The following is a 15,176-nucleotide window of genomic DNA, read 5'->3' as shown; positions in this document are numbered from 1 at the left end:
TCCGGTGAGCGGGCCCACCCCCGAGGCGGCGGAACTGGTGCAGCGCGCCGCCGGGGTGATCGCGGCCAAGCACCGGGGTGACCTCGCCGGCGCCGAGGATCTGCTCGCCGCGTTCCCCGGCGAGCAGGCCCGGACCCTCGGGTTCTACCTGCTCGCCGACCTGGCTCTCGGCTTGGTGCGGGCGAGCAGCGGGCAGAGCATGGACGACCTCGTCCGGGAGTTGTCCCTGCTGATCGCGGCCACCGCCGGCCGGCCGCCCGCCCCGAGCTGATCCCGGTGCCCGTGGGTCACCCGCCCACGGGCACCGGTGCGGACCGCGCGCGCGGCCGGGTCAGCAGCAGCACCAGCAGCCCGGCCGCGCACAGCGCGGTGCTCATGCCGTACGCCCACCGGTAGCCGACCTGCGCGGAGAGCCCGAGCAGCGGCCCGGCGAGCATGGCGCCGATCGGGAACGTGTTGGTGAACAGCGTGGTGGCCCGGCCCGGCTCGCCCGGCAGCAGGTCCTGCACGTAGGCGATGCCGACGCCGGACACCGCGGCGATGAACAGCGCGTTCACCGGCTGCGCGAGCAACAGGACCGCCACGCCCGGCGCCGTCGCTGCGGTCGCGTAGTAGGCGACCCCGCAGGCGCCGCCGACCAGGATCAGCGGCCGCAGCCGGACCCGCGCGGTCAGCGCGCCCAGCCCGAGCATCAGCGGGATCTCCAGCGCCGCGCACAGGCCCAGCACCAGCCCGGCGCGGGAGGGGTCGTCGTCCAGTTCGGCGTCGATGAACAGCGGCAGCGCCTGCACGGCGAGCGTCAGCGGGCACTGGAGCAGGACGAACGCGAGCGCCGTCGACGCCAGCCGCAACCGGGACGCGCCGGGCGGGCCGGGCGCCGCGCCGTCCGGATCGCCCGCGACCCGCCGCGCCGGCAGCGGCAGCTCCTCCAGCCGGAACGCGGCCACCAGCGCGGCCAGCGCGTACATGACGGCGGCCATGCCGTAGACCAGGCGGAAGCCGCCGGCCTCGAGCAGCACCGCGGCCAGCGCCGGCCCGGCCACCCAGGCCAGCGAGAACACGGTACGCATGAGGCTGACGCCGAACGCGGCCCGCGTCGGATCGTCCCTGTCGAACAGCGCCCGGGTGTACGCGAACGACTGCGGGAACAGCGAGTTCGCCAGCGCGGTGGCTGTCGCGGTCAGCCCCAGCAGGATCCAGTAGTCGCGGACGTACGCGGTCGTCCCCGCGCCCACCACACCGGCCAGCGCGGCGCCGACGAGAAGCGCGCGCCGGATCGGCAGGCGGTCCGACAGCCGGCCGATCAGCGCGGAGGCGACGACCCCGGACAGCGGGGCGACGACCAGGAACACGGTCACCCGTAACGGACTGGCGTGGACCTCGCGGTCGAGGAACAGCGACAGGAACGGCAGCACCACGGCGGTGGACAGACCGACGGTCAGGAAGACCACGCCCAGCGGGAGCAGCCGTATTCGGCCGGCGCGCACCGCCGGCCTCGTGTCCACAGCCATGCGGCGGACTGTACGCCGCGGCGGCGCGGCGGCCGACCGGGTTTCCGCAGCCCGGACTAGCCGACGGCGGTGGGGGAGGGCGGCGCGCTGCCACCCTGCGGCGCCTCGGCAGTCATCAGCCGCACGATCTCCGCCCGGTCCGCTGCCGACGGCATCCCCCACTCCGGCCGGTAGCCGAACGCCCGGTCCAGCGGGATCGACGAGGTCCGGCCGTCGAGGATCTCCACCGCGTCGGTGCCGATCAGCCCGGGGTGCTCGACACCGCACGCCTCGGCCACCTTGACCAGGTCGCGGCGTAGCGTACGGATGTAGTTCGCGGCCCGTACCGACTTGCGTGCCGGGTCCAGACCTCGGGCCAGCCACGCGTTCTGCGTGGCGACCCCGGTCGGGCAGGTGTCGGTGTGGCACTTCTGCGCCTGGATGCAGCCGATCGCCAGCATCGCCTCCCGCCCGACGTTGACCATGTCGGCGCCGAGCGCGAACGCCACCACCGCGTTGTCCGGCAGGCCGAGCTTGCCGGCGCCGACGAACACCACCTTCTCGTGCAGGTCGCGTTCGGCGAAGGTGCGGTAGACCCGGGAGAAGCCCTGCTGGAACGGCAGCGAGACCGAGTCGCTGAAGATCAGCGGCGCGGCGCCGGTGCCGCCCTCGCCCCCGTCGACGGTCACGAAGTCCACGCCGCGCCCGGTGTCGCGCATCAGCGTGGCCAGCTCCTCCCAGAACCCCAGGTCGCCGACGGCGGACTTGATGCCGACCGGCAGGCCGGTCTCGGCGGCGAGCAGCTCCACCCAGTCGAGCAGGCTGTCGCAGTCGGAGAACTCGGCGTGCCGGGACGGGCTGACGCAGTCCTGACCGGCCGGAATGCCCCGGGTGGCGGCGATCTCGGCGGAGACCTTCGCCGCCGGCAGCAGGCCGCCCAGGCTCGGCTTGGCGCCCTGACTGAGCTTGATCTCCAGCGCGCGTACCGGTGCCGACGCCACCAGGTCCTTGAGCCGCTCCAGGCTGAACCGGCCCTGCTCGTCGCGGCAGCCGAAGTACGCGGTGCCGAGCTGGAAGACCAGCTCACCGCCGTTGCGGTGGTACGGCGACAGCCCGCCCTCGCCGGTGTTCTGCAGACAACCGGCCAGCGCGGCGCCCCGGTTGAGCGCCTCCACCGCGTTGGCGGACAGCGAGCCGAAACTCATCCCGGAGATGTTCACCACCGACTCCGGGCGGAACGCCCGCGCCCGGCCACGCGCCGCGCCGAGCACCTTGGCGCAGGGCAGCGTCACGTCGTGCCCGGCGGTCGGCGCCGACGGTGGCACCGCCCGACCGAACGTGCGGTGCTTGATGATCGGATAGCCGGAGGTGTGCTCGATGTCGTTGTCGGTGCCGAACCCGAAGTAGTTGTTCTCCTGCTTGGCCGAGGCGTACACCCAGCGCCGCTGGTCGCGGGTGAAGGGCCGCTCCTCGTCGTTGCCGGCCACGATGTACTGCCGCAGCTCCGGGCCGATCGACTCGATCAGGTACCGGGCGCGGCCCAGCACGGGGAAGTTGCGGCGCAGCGCGTGGTCTCGTTGCAGCAGATCCCGCGCGGCCAGCGCGGCGACGGCGGCGACGGCTGCGGGTACGGCTCTTCTCGCCCAGCTCATCCCGCCACTCTTTCCGCCCCGGCACCCGGTCAAACGCCTGATGGAACCCGGCCGCCCCGGGCGGTGTCATGGAAGCGGACCGACGGCGGAGGCTGCCCTGGACGACGACGACCTCGTCACCCGCGTACGCGCCGGCGACCGGGAGGCGTACGACGCCCTGGTCGCCCGGCACACCGCGTCCGCGTACCGGACGGCGGTGCTGCTCGGCGCCGGTCCGGACGCCGAGGACGTGGTCCAGGAGGCGTTCGTGAAGGCGTACCGGAAACTGTCCCGCTACCGGGCCGAGGCGTCGTTCCGGTCCTGGCTGCTCGCGATCGTCGCCAACGAGACCCGGAACCTGCACCGGACCCGGACCCGGCGCGACGGGCTGACGCTGCGCGCGGCGGCGGCGGACCCGGTCGCGGCGGTCACCGCCGAGGACGGACTCGACGCGGTGCTGGCGGCCGAGCGCCGGGCCGCGCTGGTCGGGGCGCTGCGCCGGCTGCCCGCCCGCGACCGCGAGGTGATCGTCTGCCGCTACCTGCTCGACCTCGGCGAGGACGAGACGGTGACGGTGCTGGGGGTGGCCCGGGGCACCGTGAAGTCCCGGACCCACCGGGCGCTGGCGAAGCTGCGGGCCCTGCTGGACCGGGAGGTGGCGCACCGTGGATGACCTGGAACGGGAGCTGCGGGAGCTGACCGGCTGGCTGGAGCCGGCGCGGACGCCGGACCTGACCGCCCGGGTCCGGGCCCGGCTCGACGCGCCTGCGCCGCGCCGCCGGTGGCGGTACGTGCTGGCCGCCGCGCTCGCCGCGCTGCTCGTGGCGGCGCTGCCGCCGGGGCGGGCCGCGCTCGCCGACGCGGTGACCGGGCTGCTGCGGTTCTCCGGGGTCGTCGTGGACACCGCGCCCGCCACGCCGCCGACGGGTACGCCGTCGCCGCTGCCCGCGCAGCACGAGGTCGCCCTGGCCGAGGCGCAGCGGCAGGTGCGCTTCCCGATCCGGGTGCCGGCCCGGCTCGGCGCGCCGGAACGGGTGCTGGTCGCCGATCCGGACGGCACCGGCGCCCACCGGGTCGCCAGCCTGCTCTACCGGGGCGGGACCGTCCGGCTGGACGCCTTCGACGGCTCGCTCGACATCGTGTTCCACAAGCGGTCCCTCGGGGCGGACGTGACGCTCACCCACGTGGGCGGCGAATTCGCGATCTGGGTCGGCGGCCCGCACGCGCTGGCGTACGTGGACCGCTCGGGGACGGAACGGGTCGCCACCGCGCGGTTGTCCGCCGCCACGCTGATCTGGGAGCGGGCCGGGGTGAGCTACCGGCTGGAGGGAGACCTCACCCGTGAGCAGGCGCTGGACGTCGCGTCCTCGCTCGAGTGAGTGCGGCGGGAACCTCGGGGCGCCGGCCGGTGTCCTGGTGACGAGAGTCGTCGACGGGGGAGGCCGGATGTCCGTTCCGAGAAGAGTCCTGCTGATGCCGGTCCTGCTGCTGGCCGGGTGCTCCGGCCCGGCCACGGTCCCGGCCGGCGCGCCGGCGACCTCGGGGCCGGCCGCCACCGGACCGGCCGTGCCGGCGGCCTGCGCCGAGCGGCTGGAGACCGGCCGGCTGCCGGACTGGGCGGACGCCGGCTTCACCGGCGACACCCGGGTGCGGCACGTCTTCGGCACCGGGGGCGACATCGTGGCGATCCTGTTCGCGTACCCGCTGGTGCACGCGCGCGGCGACGGCGCGAACAACAAGATCCTCTGGGTGGCGCGCCCCGGCCGGTCCGAGCCGGCGCCGCGGACGCCTCTGGTGATCACCGCGACGCGGGACGGGACGGACACCCCTGTCGTCCGGGAGGTGGCGGGCGGACCCGGGCCGTCCATCGTCGACCTGCCGGCCGCCGGGTGCTGGCGGCTGCGGCTGGACTGGTCCGGCCGCACCGACACGATGGATCTGGTCTACCGGCCGGCGTCCGGCTGACCGGCATGGCCGCTGCCGGTCCGGGTAACGCCTCGTCATGGCGAAGTACACCGAGCCGGAACTGCGCGAGCGCCTCAAGGCCGAGATCCGGGCCTCCGACAAGGGCGGACGGCCGGGGCAGTGGTCGGCCCGCAAGTCGCAGCTGCTGACGAACGAGTACAAGAAGGCCGGCGGGGGATTCGAGGGCCCGAAGGACGCACGGCAGCGCTCGCTGCAACGCTGGGGCGGCGAGAAGTGGCAGACCCGCAGCGGTGACACGCGCGCCCGCAACGGCGGCGAAACGCGCCGTTACCTGCCTAAACAGGCGTGGGAGGAGCTGTCGGAGCCCGAACGGCGGGCCACCGACACCCGCAAGCGCCGCGCGTCGCGTTCCGGCCGGCAGTACGTGCCGAACACCGGCCCGGCGAAGCGGGCCCGCCGGGACGCCACCGCCGCCGAGCAGATCAACGAGCTGCCGGTGACCGAGGCGGTCAAGCTGGTCCGTGACCTGGACACCCGCCAGCTCGACGCGGCGCTGCGCCGGGAACGCGGCGGCAAGGCCCGCAAGACGCTCATCGGCCGGCTGGAGTCGGAACTGGGCCGGCGCCGGGCGGCGTGAGCGCGGACCGGCCGGGCACAGGCGGCGGGGCCGGTCATCGGACCGGCCCCGCCGTGGTGCGCCCGTCGTCTAGCGGCGCGGGTGCTGCGGGATGCGCGGCAGCACGTAGGGCGGACCGGAGAAGATCAGGTCGGCCTTCAGTTCGTGGTACGCGCGCTTCGGCTGGTAGTTCTCGTCGTACACGGTGGCCAGGCCCTCCGGCGGGTCGGAGAACGCGCCGGGCACCCAGGAGTGCTTGTCGGTGAAGCCCCAGAGGGTGAACGACAGGCAGTGCCGCTCGGCCAGGCAGGCCTGCATCAGCACGCTGAAGTTCGCCGCGGACGCCTGCAGGCGCGGGTTGATCTCCGCGGAGTCGCCGGCCTCCACCCCCTCGGTGATCTGGCTGCGCACGTCCACCTCGGTGAGGGCCGTGGCCAGCCCGAGCCCGGCGAACTTGCGCAGCGCCGCGGCCACCTGGAGCGTGCTGAAGTTGCCGTACTGGGTGCCCAGGTGGCCCTGTGCGCCCACGCCGTCGATCGGCACGCCCTTGGCCCTCAGGTCACGGGCCATGTCGTAGACGAACTGCGTCTTGTCGTCGGCCGGGTTGCCGGAGCCGAACGCCTCGATGTTGTAGTCGTTGTAGAACAGCAGCGCCTTCGGGTCGGCGGCGCGGGCCCAGCGGAACGCGTCGGCGATGTAGCCGGGCCCGAGGTTCTGCGCCCAGAACCCCTTGTAGTGCAGGGTGGACGGGGTGTCCCAGGGGTCGCTGACCGCCTCGTTCACCACGTCCCACTGCCAGATCTTGCCCTTGAAGTGGGTGACCACGGCGGTGATGTGGTCGCGCAGGATCTGGCGCAGCTCGGCCTTGCTGATCGAGCCGTCCGCGACGCCGCTGGTCAGCCACGCGGGCAACTGGTTGTGCCAGACCAGCACGTGGCCCCGGACCCGCTGGTTGTTCTTGCGGGCGAACTCGACCAGCTCGTCGGCCGGGCCCCAGTTGTAGGTGCCCCGGGTGGGTTCGAGGCTCTCCCACTTCATCACGTTCTCGGCGGTGACTGTGGAGAACTCGGACGCGGCCAGCTCGCGGTAGCGCGGCTCGGAGGCGTCGTTGAGGGCGGCCATGTCCACGGCGGTGCCCACATACAGGCCGTGGCGCTTGGCCAGCTCGCGAAGGCTCTGCGCGGCCGGGTCGTACGGGCGTCCGGCCGTCGCGGGGACGACGTTGAGGGCGGTGGCGGTCGCGACGGCGACGGCGCCGGCGGCGAGCCATCGTCTCAGCTTCATGGTCGTTCCTTTCGGGAGGGTGCGCGCGGCCCGGGGGCCGGCGGTGGCGGTGCCGGAGACGCCGCGCCGTGGAACGGTTCGGCGGGCGCCAGGATGGACTGATGAAGCGGCTTCCGAAACTTCCGATCAACCTTCCGGAAGTAGCCCGAAACATTACGGACGCCGATAGCCGTCCGTCAATCACCTGGGCGGGGAGGGTGAGCCGGCGCCTCAGCGCAGCGGGTGGCAGGAGGCCCGGACGACCAGCTCGGTGGGGAGCTGGATGTGGGTGTCCCGCTCGACGCCGGCGATGAGGTCGATCAGCAGGCGCAGCGACTCGGCGCCCATGCGTTGCAGCGGCTGCCGGATCGTGGTGAGGGGCGGGTCGACGAGCGCCGACTCGGGGATGTTGTCGAAGCCGATGACCGACAGATCCTCCGGTACGCGCAGGCCGAGGCCGCGGGCCACATCCACGGTGGAGATGGCCGAGAGGTCGTTGCCGGCGAAGATCGCGGTCGGCCGGTCGGCGAGCGCGAGCAGTTCGGCCGCAGTGCTGGCGGCGGTCTCGGTGCGGAAGCCGCCCACCCGCACGAGCCGCTCGTCCACCGGCACGCCCGCGTCGGCCATCGCCTTGCGGAACCCGGCCTCGCGCAGGCGGGCCGACTCCAGGTCGGGCCGGCCGCTGATGTGCGCGATCCGCCGGTGCCCGAGCGACAGCAGGTGGTTGGTGGCCAGCACCGCGCCGGCGAAGTTGTCGGAGTCGACGGTGGGCAGGCCGGACGGGCCGGTGTGCGGGTCGACGGCCACCACGTGGAAGCCGTGCTTGGTCTCGACCACGGTCGGCGTCACGATCACCGCACCGTCGATGAGCGTGCCGGACAGCCGCGCCAGGGAGCGCCGCTCCCACCCTATGGCCGCGCCCTCGCCGTCACCGCTGGAGTAGGCGAGCAGTTGGTAGCCGCTGCCGGCGACCTCGCGCGACGCGCCCTTGAGCAGCTCGGTGGAGAACGGCTCGAACTCGGCGACCAGGATGCCCAGCACGTTCGTGCGGTGGCTGCGCAGGCTCTGCGCGCCCAGGCTGGCCTCGTACCCGAGCTCGTGGATCACCTGCTGGACGCGCTCGACGGTGGCCTGCGCGACGCCGTACCGGCCATTGACGACCTTGGATACAGTTGCCACCGAGACGCCGGCCGTACGTGCCACGTCCGACATCTTGACGCGCTCCTGGAACACCACGCCGACGATGATAGAGGGCTCTCCCAGGGGGATCGAAGACGATGTCGAAAACGTTATCGATACCGATTGACTTCACGTTACGGCCCTGTAAAACTCCCCGGCAGGTAACCCGACTGAGTGGTCGAGGAGACATCTATGGTGATGAAGCGCCGTGCTGGCGCCGTCCTGGCACTGTTTGTGACAAGCGCTCTGCTGGCCTCCGCGTGCAGTGGTGGTGGCGACGAGGAGAAGGCCGCCGAGAGCGAGTTGTACAAGAACCCGGTGACGTTGACCTGGTGGCACAACGCGTCGCAGGACGGGCCCGGCAAGACGTACTGGGAGAAGGTCGCCAAGGACTTCTCCGCGGCCCACCCGACCGTCAAGATCGAGATCGAGGCGATCGAGACGAACCAGCTCCAGCGCACCCGGCTCCCCGCCGCGCTGCTGAGCAACGACCCGCCGGACATCTTCCAGGCGTGGGGCGGCGGCGAGATGCGCGAGCAGGTCGAGGCCGACTACCTCAAGGACATCACCGACCAGGTGAAGGGCGAGGTGGCCGACATCGGCAGCGCCGCCGAGATCTGGCAGGTGGAGGGCAAGCAGTACGGCCTGCCGTTCCGGATGGGCATCGAGGGCATCTGGTACAACAAGGACATGTTCGCGAAGGCGGGCATCACGGCGCCGCCGACCACCTTCGACGAACTCAACACCGCGGTCGCCAAGCTCAAGGCCATCAACGTCGTCCCGATCGCCCTCGGCGCCGGTGACAAGTGGCCGGCCGCCCACTGGTGGTACAACTTCGCGTTGCGTGCCTGCTCGGTCGACACGCTGAAGAAGGCCTCCAAGGACCGGACCTTCGACGACCCGTGCTTCGTCAAGGCGGGCCAGGACCTGAAGACCTTCATCGACACCAAGCCGTTCCAGAACAACTTCATCGCCACGCCGGGTCAGAACGACCCGACCAGCGCCAACGGCCTGCTCGCCAACGGCAAGGCCGCGATGGAGCTGATGGGCGACTGGAACCGCGGCACGCTGGACACCGTCGCCACGGACAAGGCGGCCCTGGGCAAGTTCCTCGGCTGGTTCCCGGTGCCGGCGATCTCCGGCTCCGCCGGTGACCCGAAGGCGGCCCTCGGTGGCGGCGACGGCTTCGCCTGCGCCAAGAACGCCCCGGCCGAGTGCGTCGAGTTCCTCAAGTACATCGTCAGCCCCGAGGTGCAGAAGGGTTACGCCGCCACCGGCACCGGCCTGCCCGTCGCCAAGGGCGCTGCCGACGGCGTCACCGACCCGGCGCTGAAGTCCATCCTGGAGGCCACCTCCTCGGCCACCTACGTGCAGCTCTGGCTGGACACGGCCTTCGGCAGCACCGTCGGCACCGCGATGAACGACGCGATCGTCGCGATCTTCGCCGGCAACGGGACACCTGAGAAGGTCGTCTCGGCCATGAAGGCGGCCGCAAGCAAGTGACGTCCGCATCGCAGACCCGTACGCCCGCCGTCGGCGCGCAAGCGCCGCCGGCGGGCCTCCGGCCCGGCGCACGGGCCGCCTCCCGCCGCGCCGAGACCCGTCGCAAGTGGTACGAGATCATCGGCCTGACCACGCCCGCGATCGTCATCTACGTGATGTTCGTGCTGGTGCCGATGGGCTTCGCGTTCTACTACAGCCTGTTCCGCTGGCGCGGCGTCGGCCCGCCCACCGAGTACGTCGGCTTCCGCAACTACACGCTCGCCTTCCAGGACCCGATCTTCCTCGACGCGCTGCGCAACAACGCGATCATCGTGTTCGGGTCGCTGCTGATCCAGGGCCCGGTCGCGCTGGGCATCGCCCTCCTGCTCAACCGCCGCTTCCGCGGGCGCTCGGCGTTCCGCCTGCTGGTGTTCGTGCCGTACGTGCTGGCCGAGGTCACCGTCGGCATCATGTGGAAGCTGATCCTGACCGAGAACGGCACGCTCGACGCGCTGCTGCAGTCGATCGGGCTGGGCGGCCTGGTGCAGGCGTGGCTGGCCGACCTGGACGTGGTGATCTGGACGCTGCTGTTCGTCCTCACCTGGAAGTACGTCGGCTTCGCCATCATCCTGCTGCTCGCCGGCCTGTCGAACGTGCCGCAGGAGCTGAACGAGGCCGCGGAGATCGACGGCGCGAGCTGGTGGCAGATCCAGCGCCACGTCACGCTGCCGCTGCTCGGCCCCACCATCCGGATCTGGATGTTCCTGTCGATGATCGGCTCGCTGCAGGTCTTCGACATGGTCTGGGTGACCTCGGTGCCGGCGGTGCGCTCGCTCGGCGCCTCGGCCACCATGGCGACGTACATGGTGGACAACGGCTTCTTCGCCCGGCTCTGGGGCTACGGCAACGCGGTCGCCGTGATCCTGTTCGCCATCTCGTTCGTCGCGGCGCTGCTGTTCCAGCGTTTCCTGCTCCGCCGGGACATCGAGGGCGCCATCACCCGGAAGGGGAAGTGACAGTGGCCGTGAACTCCGTATCCGCCCCCTCGGCCGGGCGCCGGCCGGTGCAGTGGAGCTCGCCGCTGACGTACGCGATCGCGCTCGCGGTCGCGGCCGTGTCGATCGCACCCGTGGTGTACGTCGTCGTCGGCGGTTTCCGGACCACGCCGCAGATCGTGGACGACCCGGCCGGCCTGCCGGACCCGTGGGTCTGGGACAACTACTACCGGGTGCTGACGCAGAGCGACTTCTGGAGGCAGGCGTTCAACAGCGCGGTGGTCGCCCTCGGCACCACGCTCGGCGTGGTGGTGCTCGGCATGGCCGCCGCGTTCGTGCTCGCCCGCTACACGTTCCGGGGCCGCGAAGGGCTCTACACCTTCTTCACCCTCGGCCTGCTGTTCCCGGCCGGCGCGGCGATCCTGCCGCTGTACCTCATGCTGCGCGACCTGAACCTGATCAACTCCTACTACGCGGTGATCCTTCCGCAGGTGGCCTTCTCGTTGCCGCTGACGATCGTCATCCTGCGGCCGTTCCTGTCGGCCATCCCGCGGGAGCTGGAGGACGCGGCCGCCATCGACGGCGCCGGCCGGCTCGGCTTCCTCTGGCGGATCGTGCTGCCGCTGTCGCGGCCCGCGGTCGTCACCGTCGGCATCCTCGCGTTCGTGGCGAGCTGGAACGCGTTCCTCCTGCCGCTGCTCGTCCTCGGGGACGTCAGCTTGCACACCCTGCCGCTGGGCGTGCAGAACTTCTCCAGCCAGTACACCACCGACACCGCGGGCGTCCTCGCCTTCACGTCGCTGGCGATGTTGCCGGCGCTGCTGTTCTTCACCCTGGCGGAGAAGCAGATCGTGGGCGGCCTCCAGGGCGCGGTCAAGGGCTGAGCGGCAGCGGCACCAGCACAACCAGTGGAAAGGCACACCATGACAGAGGTCCACGCGGTGGTGGACGGGCCGGTACCGGCTCAGGCAGGCTCGGACCACGACCGGCCGGACGGGCCCGACGCCGAGACGCGCGTGCGGGAACTCCTCGCTCGCATGACGATCGAGGAGAAGGTCGCGCAGCTCGTCGGGTTCTGGGAGAAGGAGGACGGTGAGGCGGTCGCGCCCCTGCAGGGCGAGTTCGCCGACACCGGCCGGCTCGACGACTTCTCCCGGCACGGCCTGGGTCACCTCACCCGCGCCTACGGCACCCGCCCGGTCGACGCCGCGGCCCGCGCGGCATGGCTGTGGAAGTTCCAGCGGGACCTGGTGACCGGCACCCGGCTGGGCATCCCGGCCATCGTGCACGAGGAGTGCCTGACCGGCCTGTCGGCGTGGAAGGCGGCCACCTTCCCGACGCCGCTGGCCTGGGGTGCCGCGTTCGATCCCGACCTGGTCACCGAGATGGCGGCGGCGATCGGCGCCTCGATGCGCGCGCTCGGCATCCACCAGGGACTGGCCCCGGTGCTGGACGTGATCCGGGATCCGCGCTGGGGCCGGGTCGACGAGTGCATCGCCGAGGACCCGTACCTCGTCGGCACCATCGGCACCTCGTACGTGCGGGGACTCCAGTCGCAGGGCGTGCTCGCGACGCTGAAGCACTTCGCCGGCTACTCCGGCTCGCGGGCCGGGCGCAACTTCGGCCCGGTGCACGCCGGTCCCCGGGAACTCGCCGACGTGCTGCTGCCGCCGTTCGAGATGGCGATCCGCGACGGCGACGCGCGCAGCGTCATGCACTCGTACGCGGAGATCGACGGCGTGCCGGTGGCCGCCGACCCGACCATGCTCACCGGCCTGCTGCGGGACCGGTGGGGCTTCGACGGGACGGTGGTGGCCGACTACTACGGTGTCGCCTTCCTCAACCTGCTGCACCACGTCGCCGCCGACAACGCGGACGCGGCGGTGCAGGCGCTGAGCGCGGGCCTCGACATCGAGCTGCCGACCGGCGACGCCTTCCTGACCCTGACCGAGTCGGTGCGGGCCGGCCGGGTCGACGAGGCGCTCGTCGACCGGGCGGTGCTGCGCGTCCTGCGCCAGAAGCAGGAACTCGGGCTGCTCGACGCCACGTTCGACGACGAGCCGCCGGGCGCGATCGACCTCGACTCGCCGGAGCACCGGTCGATCGCACGCCGGCTCGCCGAGGAGTCGGTGGTCCTGGTCGCCAACGAGGGCGTGCTGCCGCTGCCGGCGGGCCGCCGGGTGGCGGTCGTCGGCCCGAACGCCGATCGGCAGGGCGCGCTGTTCGGCTGCTACTCGTTCCTCAACCACGTGCTGGCGCACCACCCGGGCGTGGAGACCGGCTTCGAGGTGCCGACCGTCCTGGAGGCGGTACGCGCCGAGTTCGGCGCCGACGAGGTCACGTTCGCGGCCGGCTGCGAGGTGGACTCGGCGGACCGCTCCGGGTTCGACGAGGCGGTCGCCGCCGCGTCCGCCGCCGACGTGGCGGTCCTCGTCGTCGGCGACCACGCCAGCCTGTTCGGCCGCGGCACCGTCGGTGAGGGCTGCGACCGGGACGACCTGGAGCTGCCCGGCGTGCAGCGCCAGCTCGTCGAGGCGGTGCTGGACACCGGCACCCCCGTGGTCCTCGTGCTGCTCACCGGCCGCCCGTACGCGCTCGGCTGGGCGCTGTCCCGGTGCGCGGCGGTGGTGCAGACGTTCTTCCCGGGCGAGGAGGGCGCGGGGGCGATCGCGGGTGTGCTCTCCGGGCGGGTCAACCCGTCCGGCCGGCTGCCGGTCAGCCTGCCCGGCTCGGCCGGCGCGCAGCCGTACTCGTACCTGCACCCGGAGCTGGGGGCGGGCATGAACGGCACCAACCTGCCGGCGACGCCGGTGGCGCCGTTCGGGCACGGGCTGTCCTACACCACGTTCGCGTACACCGACCTGACCGTGCCGGCCGAGGTGCCGACCGGCGAGGCGCTGCGGGTGTCGGTGCGCGTGACGAACACCGGCCCGGTCGCCGGTGACGACGTGGTGCAGCTCTACGGCCGTGACCTGGTCGCCTCGGTGACCCGGCCGGTGGCGCAGCTGCTCGGCTACCGGCGGGTGCGCCTGGAGCCGGGCGCCTCGGTGACCGTCGAGCTGACCGTGCCGAACACGCGGCTGGCCTTCACCGACCGCACGCTCAGGCGCGTGGTGGAGCCCGGAGAGGTCGACGTCTGGGTGGGCACGAGCGCCCGGCGCGACGTCCAGGCGCGGACGACGCTGACCGGCGACACCGTCGAGATCACCGCCGCCTCGCCCCGCTGGACGACCACCGACCTTCGCTGAGCCGGGTCCGCCGGTCGTCCACGGGGCGGCCGGCGGACCCTTTCATCTCATATTGGTGTTATGTCGTTTTTGGCTCAGTAGGCTCCAGGATGTCATCCAGCCCCGGCTGGATCCCGGTCGCCGGCACCCACAGGGATGCGTGAGTCACGATGATGGACGCGGACACCATGGTCCTGCCCCGGCTCGGGGACGCCGCGGTCGAGGACCCGTGGGGTGAGGACCGGCCGCGCCGGGCCACCGCCCGCGCCGCGACCGCCGCGCGGCGCTGGCGGATCGCGGCGTGGCTGCTGCCGGCAGCAGTGATGGGCGCGCTCGGCGCCGCCCGGATCGCCGCCTCGGCGCCGAGCGCCGGAGAACTCGCGACCCGGCGCGCGGTCACGTCGCCGTGGCCGGGGATCGGCGCCGCGCTGACCGGCGACGAGGTCGCGCTCGGGCCGTACCACCTGCTCCTGCGCGGCTGGGCGGCGCTGTTCGGCGCGGCGGACCTCGCGCTGCGCGTACCGTCGCTGCTGGCCATGATCGGGGCCGCGGCGCTCGTCGGCGCGCTCGCCGCCCGGATCGCCACGCCCGCCGCCGGCCTGGCGGCCGGGGCGATCTTGGCGGTACTGCCGACCTCGATCCGGTACGCGCAGGAGGCGCAGCCGTACGCCCTGGCGGTGTTCGCCGCCGTGCTCGCCACCTGGCTGCTGGTGCCCGCGCTGGACCGGCCGGCCCCGCGGCGGCTCGTGCCCTACGCGGGCGCGGTGCTGCTGCTGGGCCTGTGCCAGCCGGTGGCGTTGCTGCTGCTCGCCGGCCACGGCTGGACCGTGCTGGCGTTCCGTCGCCGCGTCGCGGTCAGGTGGCTGGCCGCGGTGCTCCTCGGGCTGCTCCCGGTCGCCGCGCTGCTCGCCGCCGGCCTGCGCGACGGCGGTCATCTGGCGTCCGGCGTGCGACCCGGCGCCGCCGTGCTGGCGGCCACGCCCGGCGACCTGTTCGGCGTCGCCGCGCTCGGCGGCGTGCTGGCCGGGCTGGCCCTGTTCAGCCTCCCGCTGCGGTACGCCGCCGCGATCTGCACCGCCTGGGCGCTGGTGCCGGCGCTCGGAATGCTGGCGCTGGCGCAGGCCGTGCCGGTCTGGTCGGCGGTGAACCTGCTGTTCACGGTGCCCGCCTGGGCGGTGCTCGGCGGGGTCGCCCTGTCCCGCGCGCGTGCCGCCGGGGCCGTCGCCGTGCTGGCTCTCGTCGCGCTGCCCGCCGTGGCGGCCCAGCTTCCCGGCTGACCGTCTGACCCGTCGACGAACGGGCGATGTCTGCCTGATTCACCCTTTTTGCGGTTGATTGTCGGCTTAGCATTCGGTCGGCTCCTGAGC

The 15,176-nt window shown here is 72.8% G+C and carries 14 protein-coding genes; 10 read left to right on the top strand and 4 right to left on the bottom strand.

What is annotated here, in order from left to right; all coding sequences use genetic code 11:
- Positions 1 to 4 precede the first annotated feature (4 nt).
- Positions 5 to 271, top strand: coding sequence for a hypothetical protein (locus NMK34_RS18115; RefSeq protein WP_064445659.1), 267 nt, complete (start codon positions 5 to 7; stop codon positions 269 to 271).
- A gap of 16 nt (positions 272 to 287) precedes the next feature.
- Here NMK34_RS18115 and NMK34_RS18110 read toward each other — a convergent pair whose 3' ends face one another.
- Positions 288 to 1,487, bottom strand: coding sequence for a sugar efflux transporter (locus NMK34_RS18110; protein ID WP_318336372.1), 1,200 nt, complete (start codon positions 1,485 to 1,487; stop codon positions 288 to 290).
- A gap of 80 nt (positions 1,488 to 1,567) precedes the next feature.
- Positions 1,568 to 3,142, bottom strand: coding sequence for an FMN-binding glutamate synthase family protein (locus tag NMK34_RS18105; protein WP_318334421.1), 1,575 nt, complete (start codon positions 3,140 to 3,142; stop codon positions 1,568 to 1,570).
- 40 nt (positions 3,143 to 3,182) lie between these two features.
- On the opposite strand from NMK34_RS18105, the gene NMK34_RS18100 reads away from it, so the two are divergent.
- From NMK34_RS18100 to NMK34_RS18085, 4 genes are all read left to right on the top strand, one after another.
- Positions 3,183 to 3,794: an RNA polymerase sigma factor gene (locus NMK34_RS18100; protein WP_318334420.1), complete on the top strand. Its 612-nt coding sequence runs from the start codon at positions 3,183 to 3,185 to the stop codon at positions 3,792 to 3,794.
- The gene (locus tag NMK34_RS18095) at positions 3,787 to 4,500 is read left to right on the top strand and encodes a hypothetical protein (protein ID WP_318334419.1); all 714 of its coding nucleotides are present in this window, start codon (positions 3,787 to 3,789) and stop codon (positions 4,498 to 4,500) included. Before NMK34_RS18100 ends, NMK34_RS18095 begins: the two co-directional genes overlap by 8 nt.
- 67 nt (positions 4,501 to 4,567) lie before the next feature.
- A complete protein-coding gene (locus NMK34_RS18090; protein ID WP_318334418.1) occupies positions 4,568 to 5,086 on the top strand; it encodes a hypothetical protein in 519 nt (172 codons plus the stop codon).
- 37 nt (positions 5,087 to 5,123) lie between these two features.
- Positions 5,124 to 5,684, top strand: coding sequence for a DUF5872 domain-containing protein (locus NMK34_RS18085; RefSeq protein WP_318334417.1), 561 nt, complete (start codon positions 5,124 to 5,126; stop codon positions 5,682 to 5,684).
- Positions 5,685 to 5,753: 69 nt separating this feature from the next.
- Here the strand turns inward: NMK34_RS18085 and NMK34_RS18080 are convergent, their stop codons facing one another.
- Both NMK34_RS18080 and NMK34_RS18075 read right to left on the bottom strand, forming a co-directional pair.
- Positions 5,754 to 6,947: an endo-1,4-beta-xylanase gene (locus tag NMK34_RS18080; protein ID WP_318334416.1), complete on the bottom strand. Its 1,194-nt coding sequence runs from the start codon at positions 6,945 to 6,947 to the stop codon at positions 5,754 to 5,756.
- Positions 6,948 to 7,157: 210 nt separating this feature from the next.
- The gene (locus NMK34_RS18075; protein WP_318334415.1) at positions 7,158 to 8,162 is read right to left on the bottom strand and encodes a LacI family DNA-binding transcriptional regulator; all 1,005 of its coding nucleotides are present in this window, start codon (positions 8,160 to 8,162) and stop codon (positions 7,158 to 7,160) included.
- Positions 8,163 to 8,303: 141 nt separating this feature from the next.
- Between NMK34_RS18075 and NMK34_RS18070 the strand changes: the two genes are divergently transcribed.
- The 5 genes from NMK34_RS18070 to NMK34_RS18050 all read left to right on the top strand — a co-directional run bounded on the left by NMK34_RS18070 (position 8,304) and on the right by NMK34_RS18050 (position 15,086).
- Positions 8,304 to 9,608 carry an ABC transporter substrate-binding protein gene (locus NMK34_RS18070; RefSeq protein ID WP_318334414.1) on the top strand — a complete coding sequence of 435 codons (1,305 nt, stop codon included), beginning with the start codon at positions 8,304 to 8,306 and terminating at the stop codon, positions 9,606 to 9,608.
- The gene (locus NMK34_RS18065) at positions 9,605 to 10,603 is read left to right on the top strand and encodes a carbohydrate ABC transporter permease (RefSeq protein ID WP_013286792.1); all 999 of its coding nucleotides are present in this window, start codon (positions 9,605 to 9,607) and stop codon (positions 10,601 to 10,603) included. Before NMK34_RS18070 ends, NMK34_RS18065 begins: the two co-directional genes overlap by 4 nt.
- Entirely contained in the window at positions 10,600 to 11,466 is an 867-nt protein-coding gene (locus tag NMK34_RS18060; RefSeq protein WP_318334413.1) for a carbohydrate ABC transporter permease, read from the top strand. Before NMK34_RS18065 ends, NMK34_RS18060 begins: the two co-directional genes overlap by 4 nt.
- A 39-nt stretch (positions 11,467 to 11,505) precedes the next feature.
- Entirely contained in the window at positions 11,506 to 13,830 is a 2,325-nt protein-coding gene (locus tag NMK34_RS18055; RefSeq protein WP_318334412.1) for a beta-glucosidase family protein, read from the top strand.
- Between the two features lie 149 nt (positions 13,831 to 13,979).
- Positions 13,980 to 15,086: a glycosyltransferase family 39 protein gene (locus NMK34_RS18050; protein ID WP_318334411.1), complete on the top strand. Its 1,107-nt coding sequence runs from the start codon at positions 13,980 to 13,982 to the stop codon at positions 15,084 to 15,086.
- The last annotated feature ends 90 nt before the right edge of the window (positions 15,087 to 15,176 follow it).

The sequence above is a fragment of the Micromonospora sp. BRA006-A genome (assembly GCF_033433935.1).
In the GTDB taxonomy this organism is placed as follows: Bacteria; Actinomycetota; Actinomycetes; order Mycobacteriales; family Micromonosporaceae; genus Micromonospora; species Micromonospora aurantiaca.
Note: the sequence above shows the minus strand (reverse complement) of the source record. Positions and strands in the feature narration are given on the sequence as shown.

What these genes read in the sequence shown, in the direction of transcription:
- NMK34_RS18055 (WP_318334412.1), top strand. Translation starts at nt 11,506, where the DNA reads ATGACAGAGGTCCACGCGGTGGTGGACGGGCCGGTACCGGCTCAGGCA.
- NMK34_RS18050 (WP_318334411.1), top strand. Translation starts at nt 13,980, where the DNA reads ATGATGGACGCGGACACCATGGTCCTGCCCCGGCTCGGGGACGCCGCG.
- NMK34_RS18105 (WP_318334421.1), bottom strand. Translation starts at nt 3,142, where the DNA reads ATGAGCTGGGCGAGAAGAGCCGTACCCGCAGCCGTCGCCGCCGTCGCC.
- NMK34_RS18100 (WP_318334420.1), top strand. Translation starts at nt 3,183, where the DNA reads ATGGAACCCGGCCGCCCCGGGCGGTGTCATGGAAGCGGACCGACGGCG.
- NMK34_RS18085 (WP_318334417.1), top strand. Translation starts at nt 5,124, where the DNA reads ATGGCGAAGTACACCGAGCCGGAACTGCGCGAGCGCCTCAAGGCCGAG.
- NMK34_RS18070 (WP_318334414.1), top strand. Translation starts at nt 8,304, where the DNA reads ATGAAGCGCCGTGCTGGCGCCGTCCTGGCACTGTTTGTGACAAGCGCT.
- NMK34_RS18090 (WP_318334418.1), top strand. Translation starts at nt 4,568, where the DNA reads ATGTCCGTTCCGAGAAGAGTCCTGCTGATGCCGGTCCTGCTGCTGGCC.
- NMK34_RS18080 (WP_318334416.1), bottom strand. Translation starts at nt 6,947, where the DNA reads ATGAAGCTGAGACGATGGCTCGCCGCCGGCGCCGTCGCCGTCGCGACC.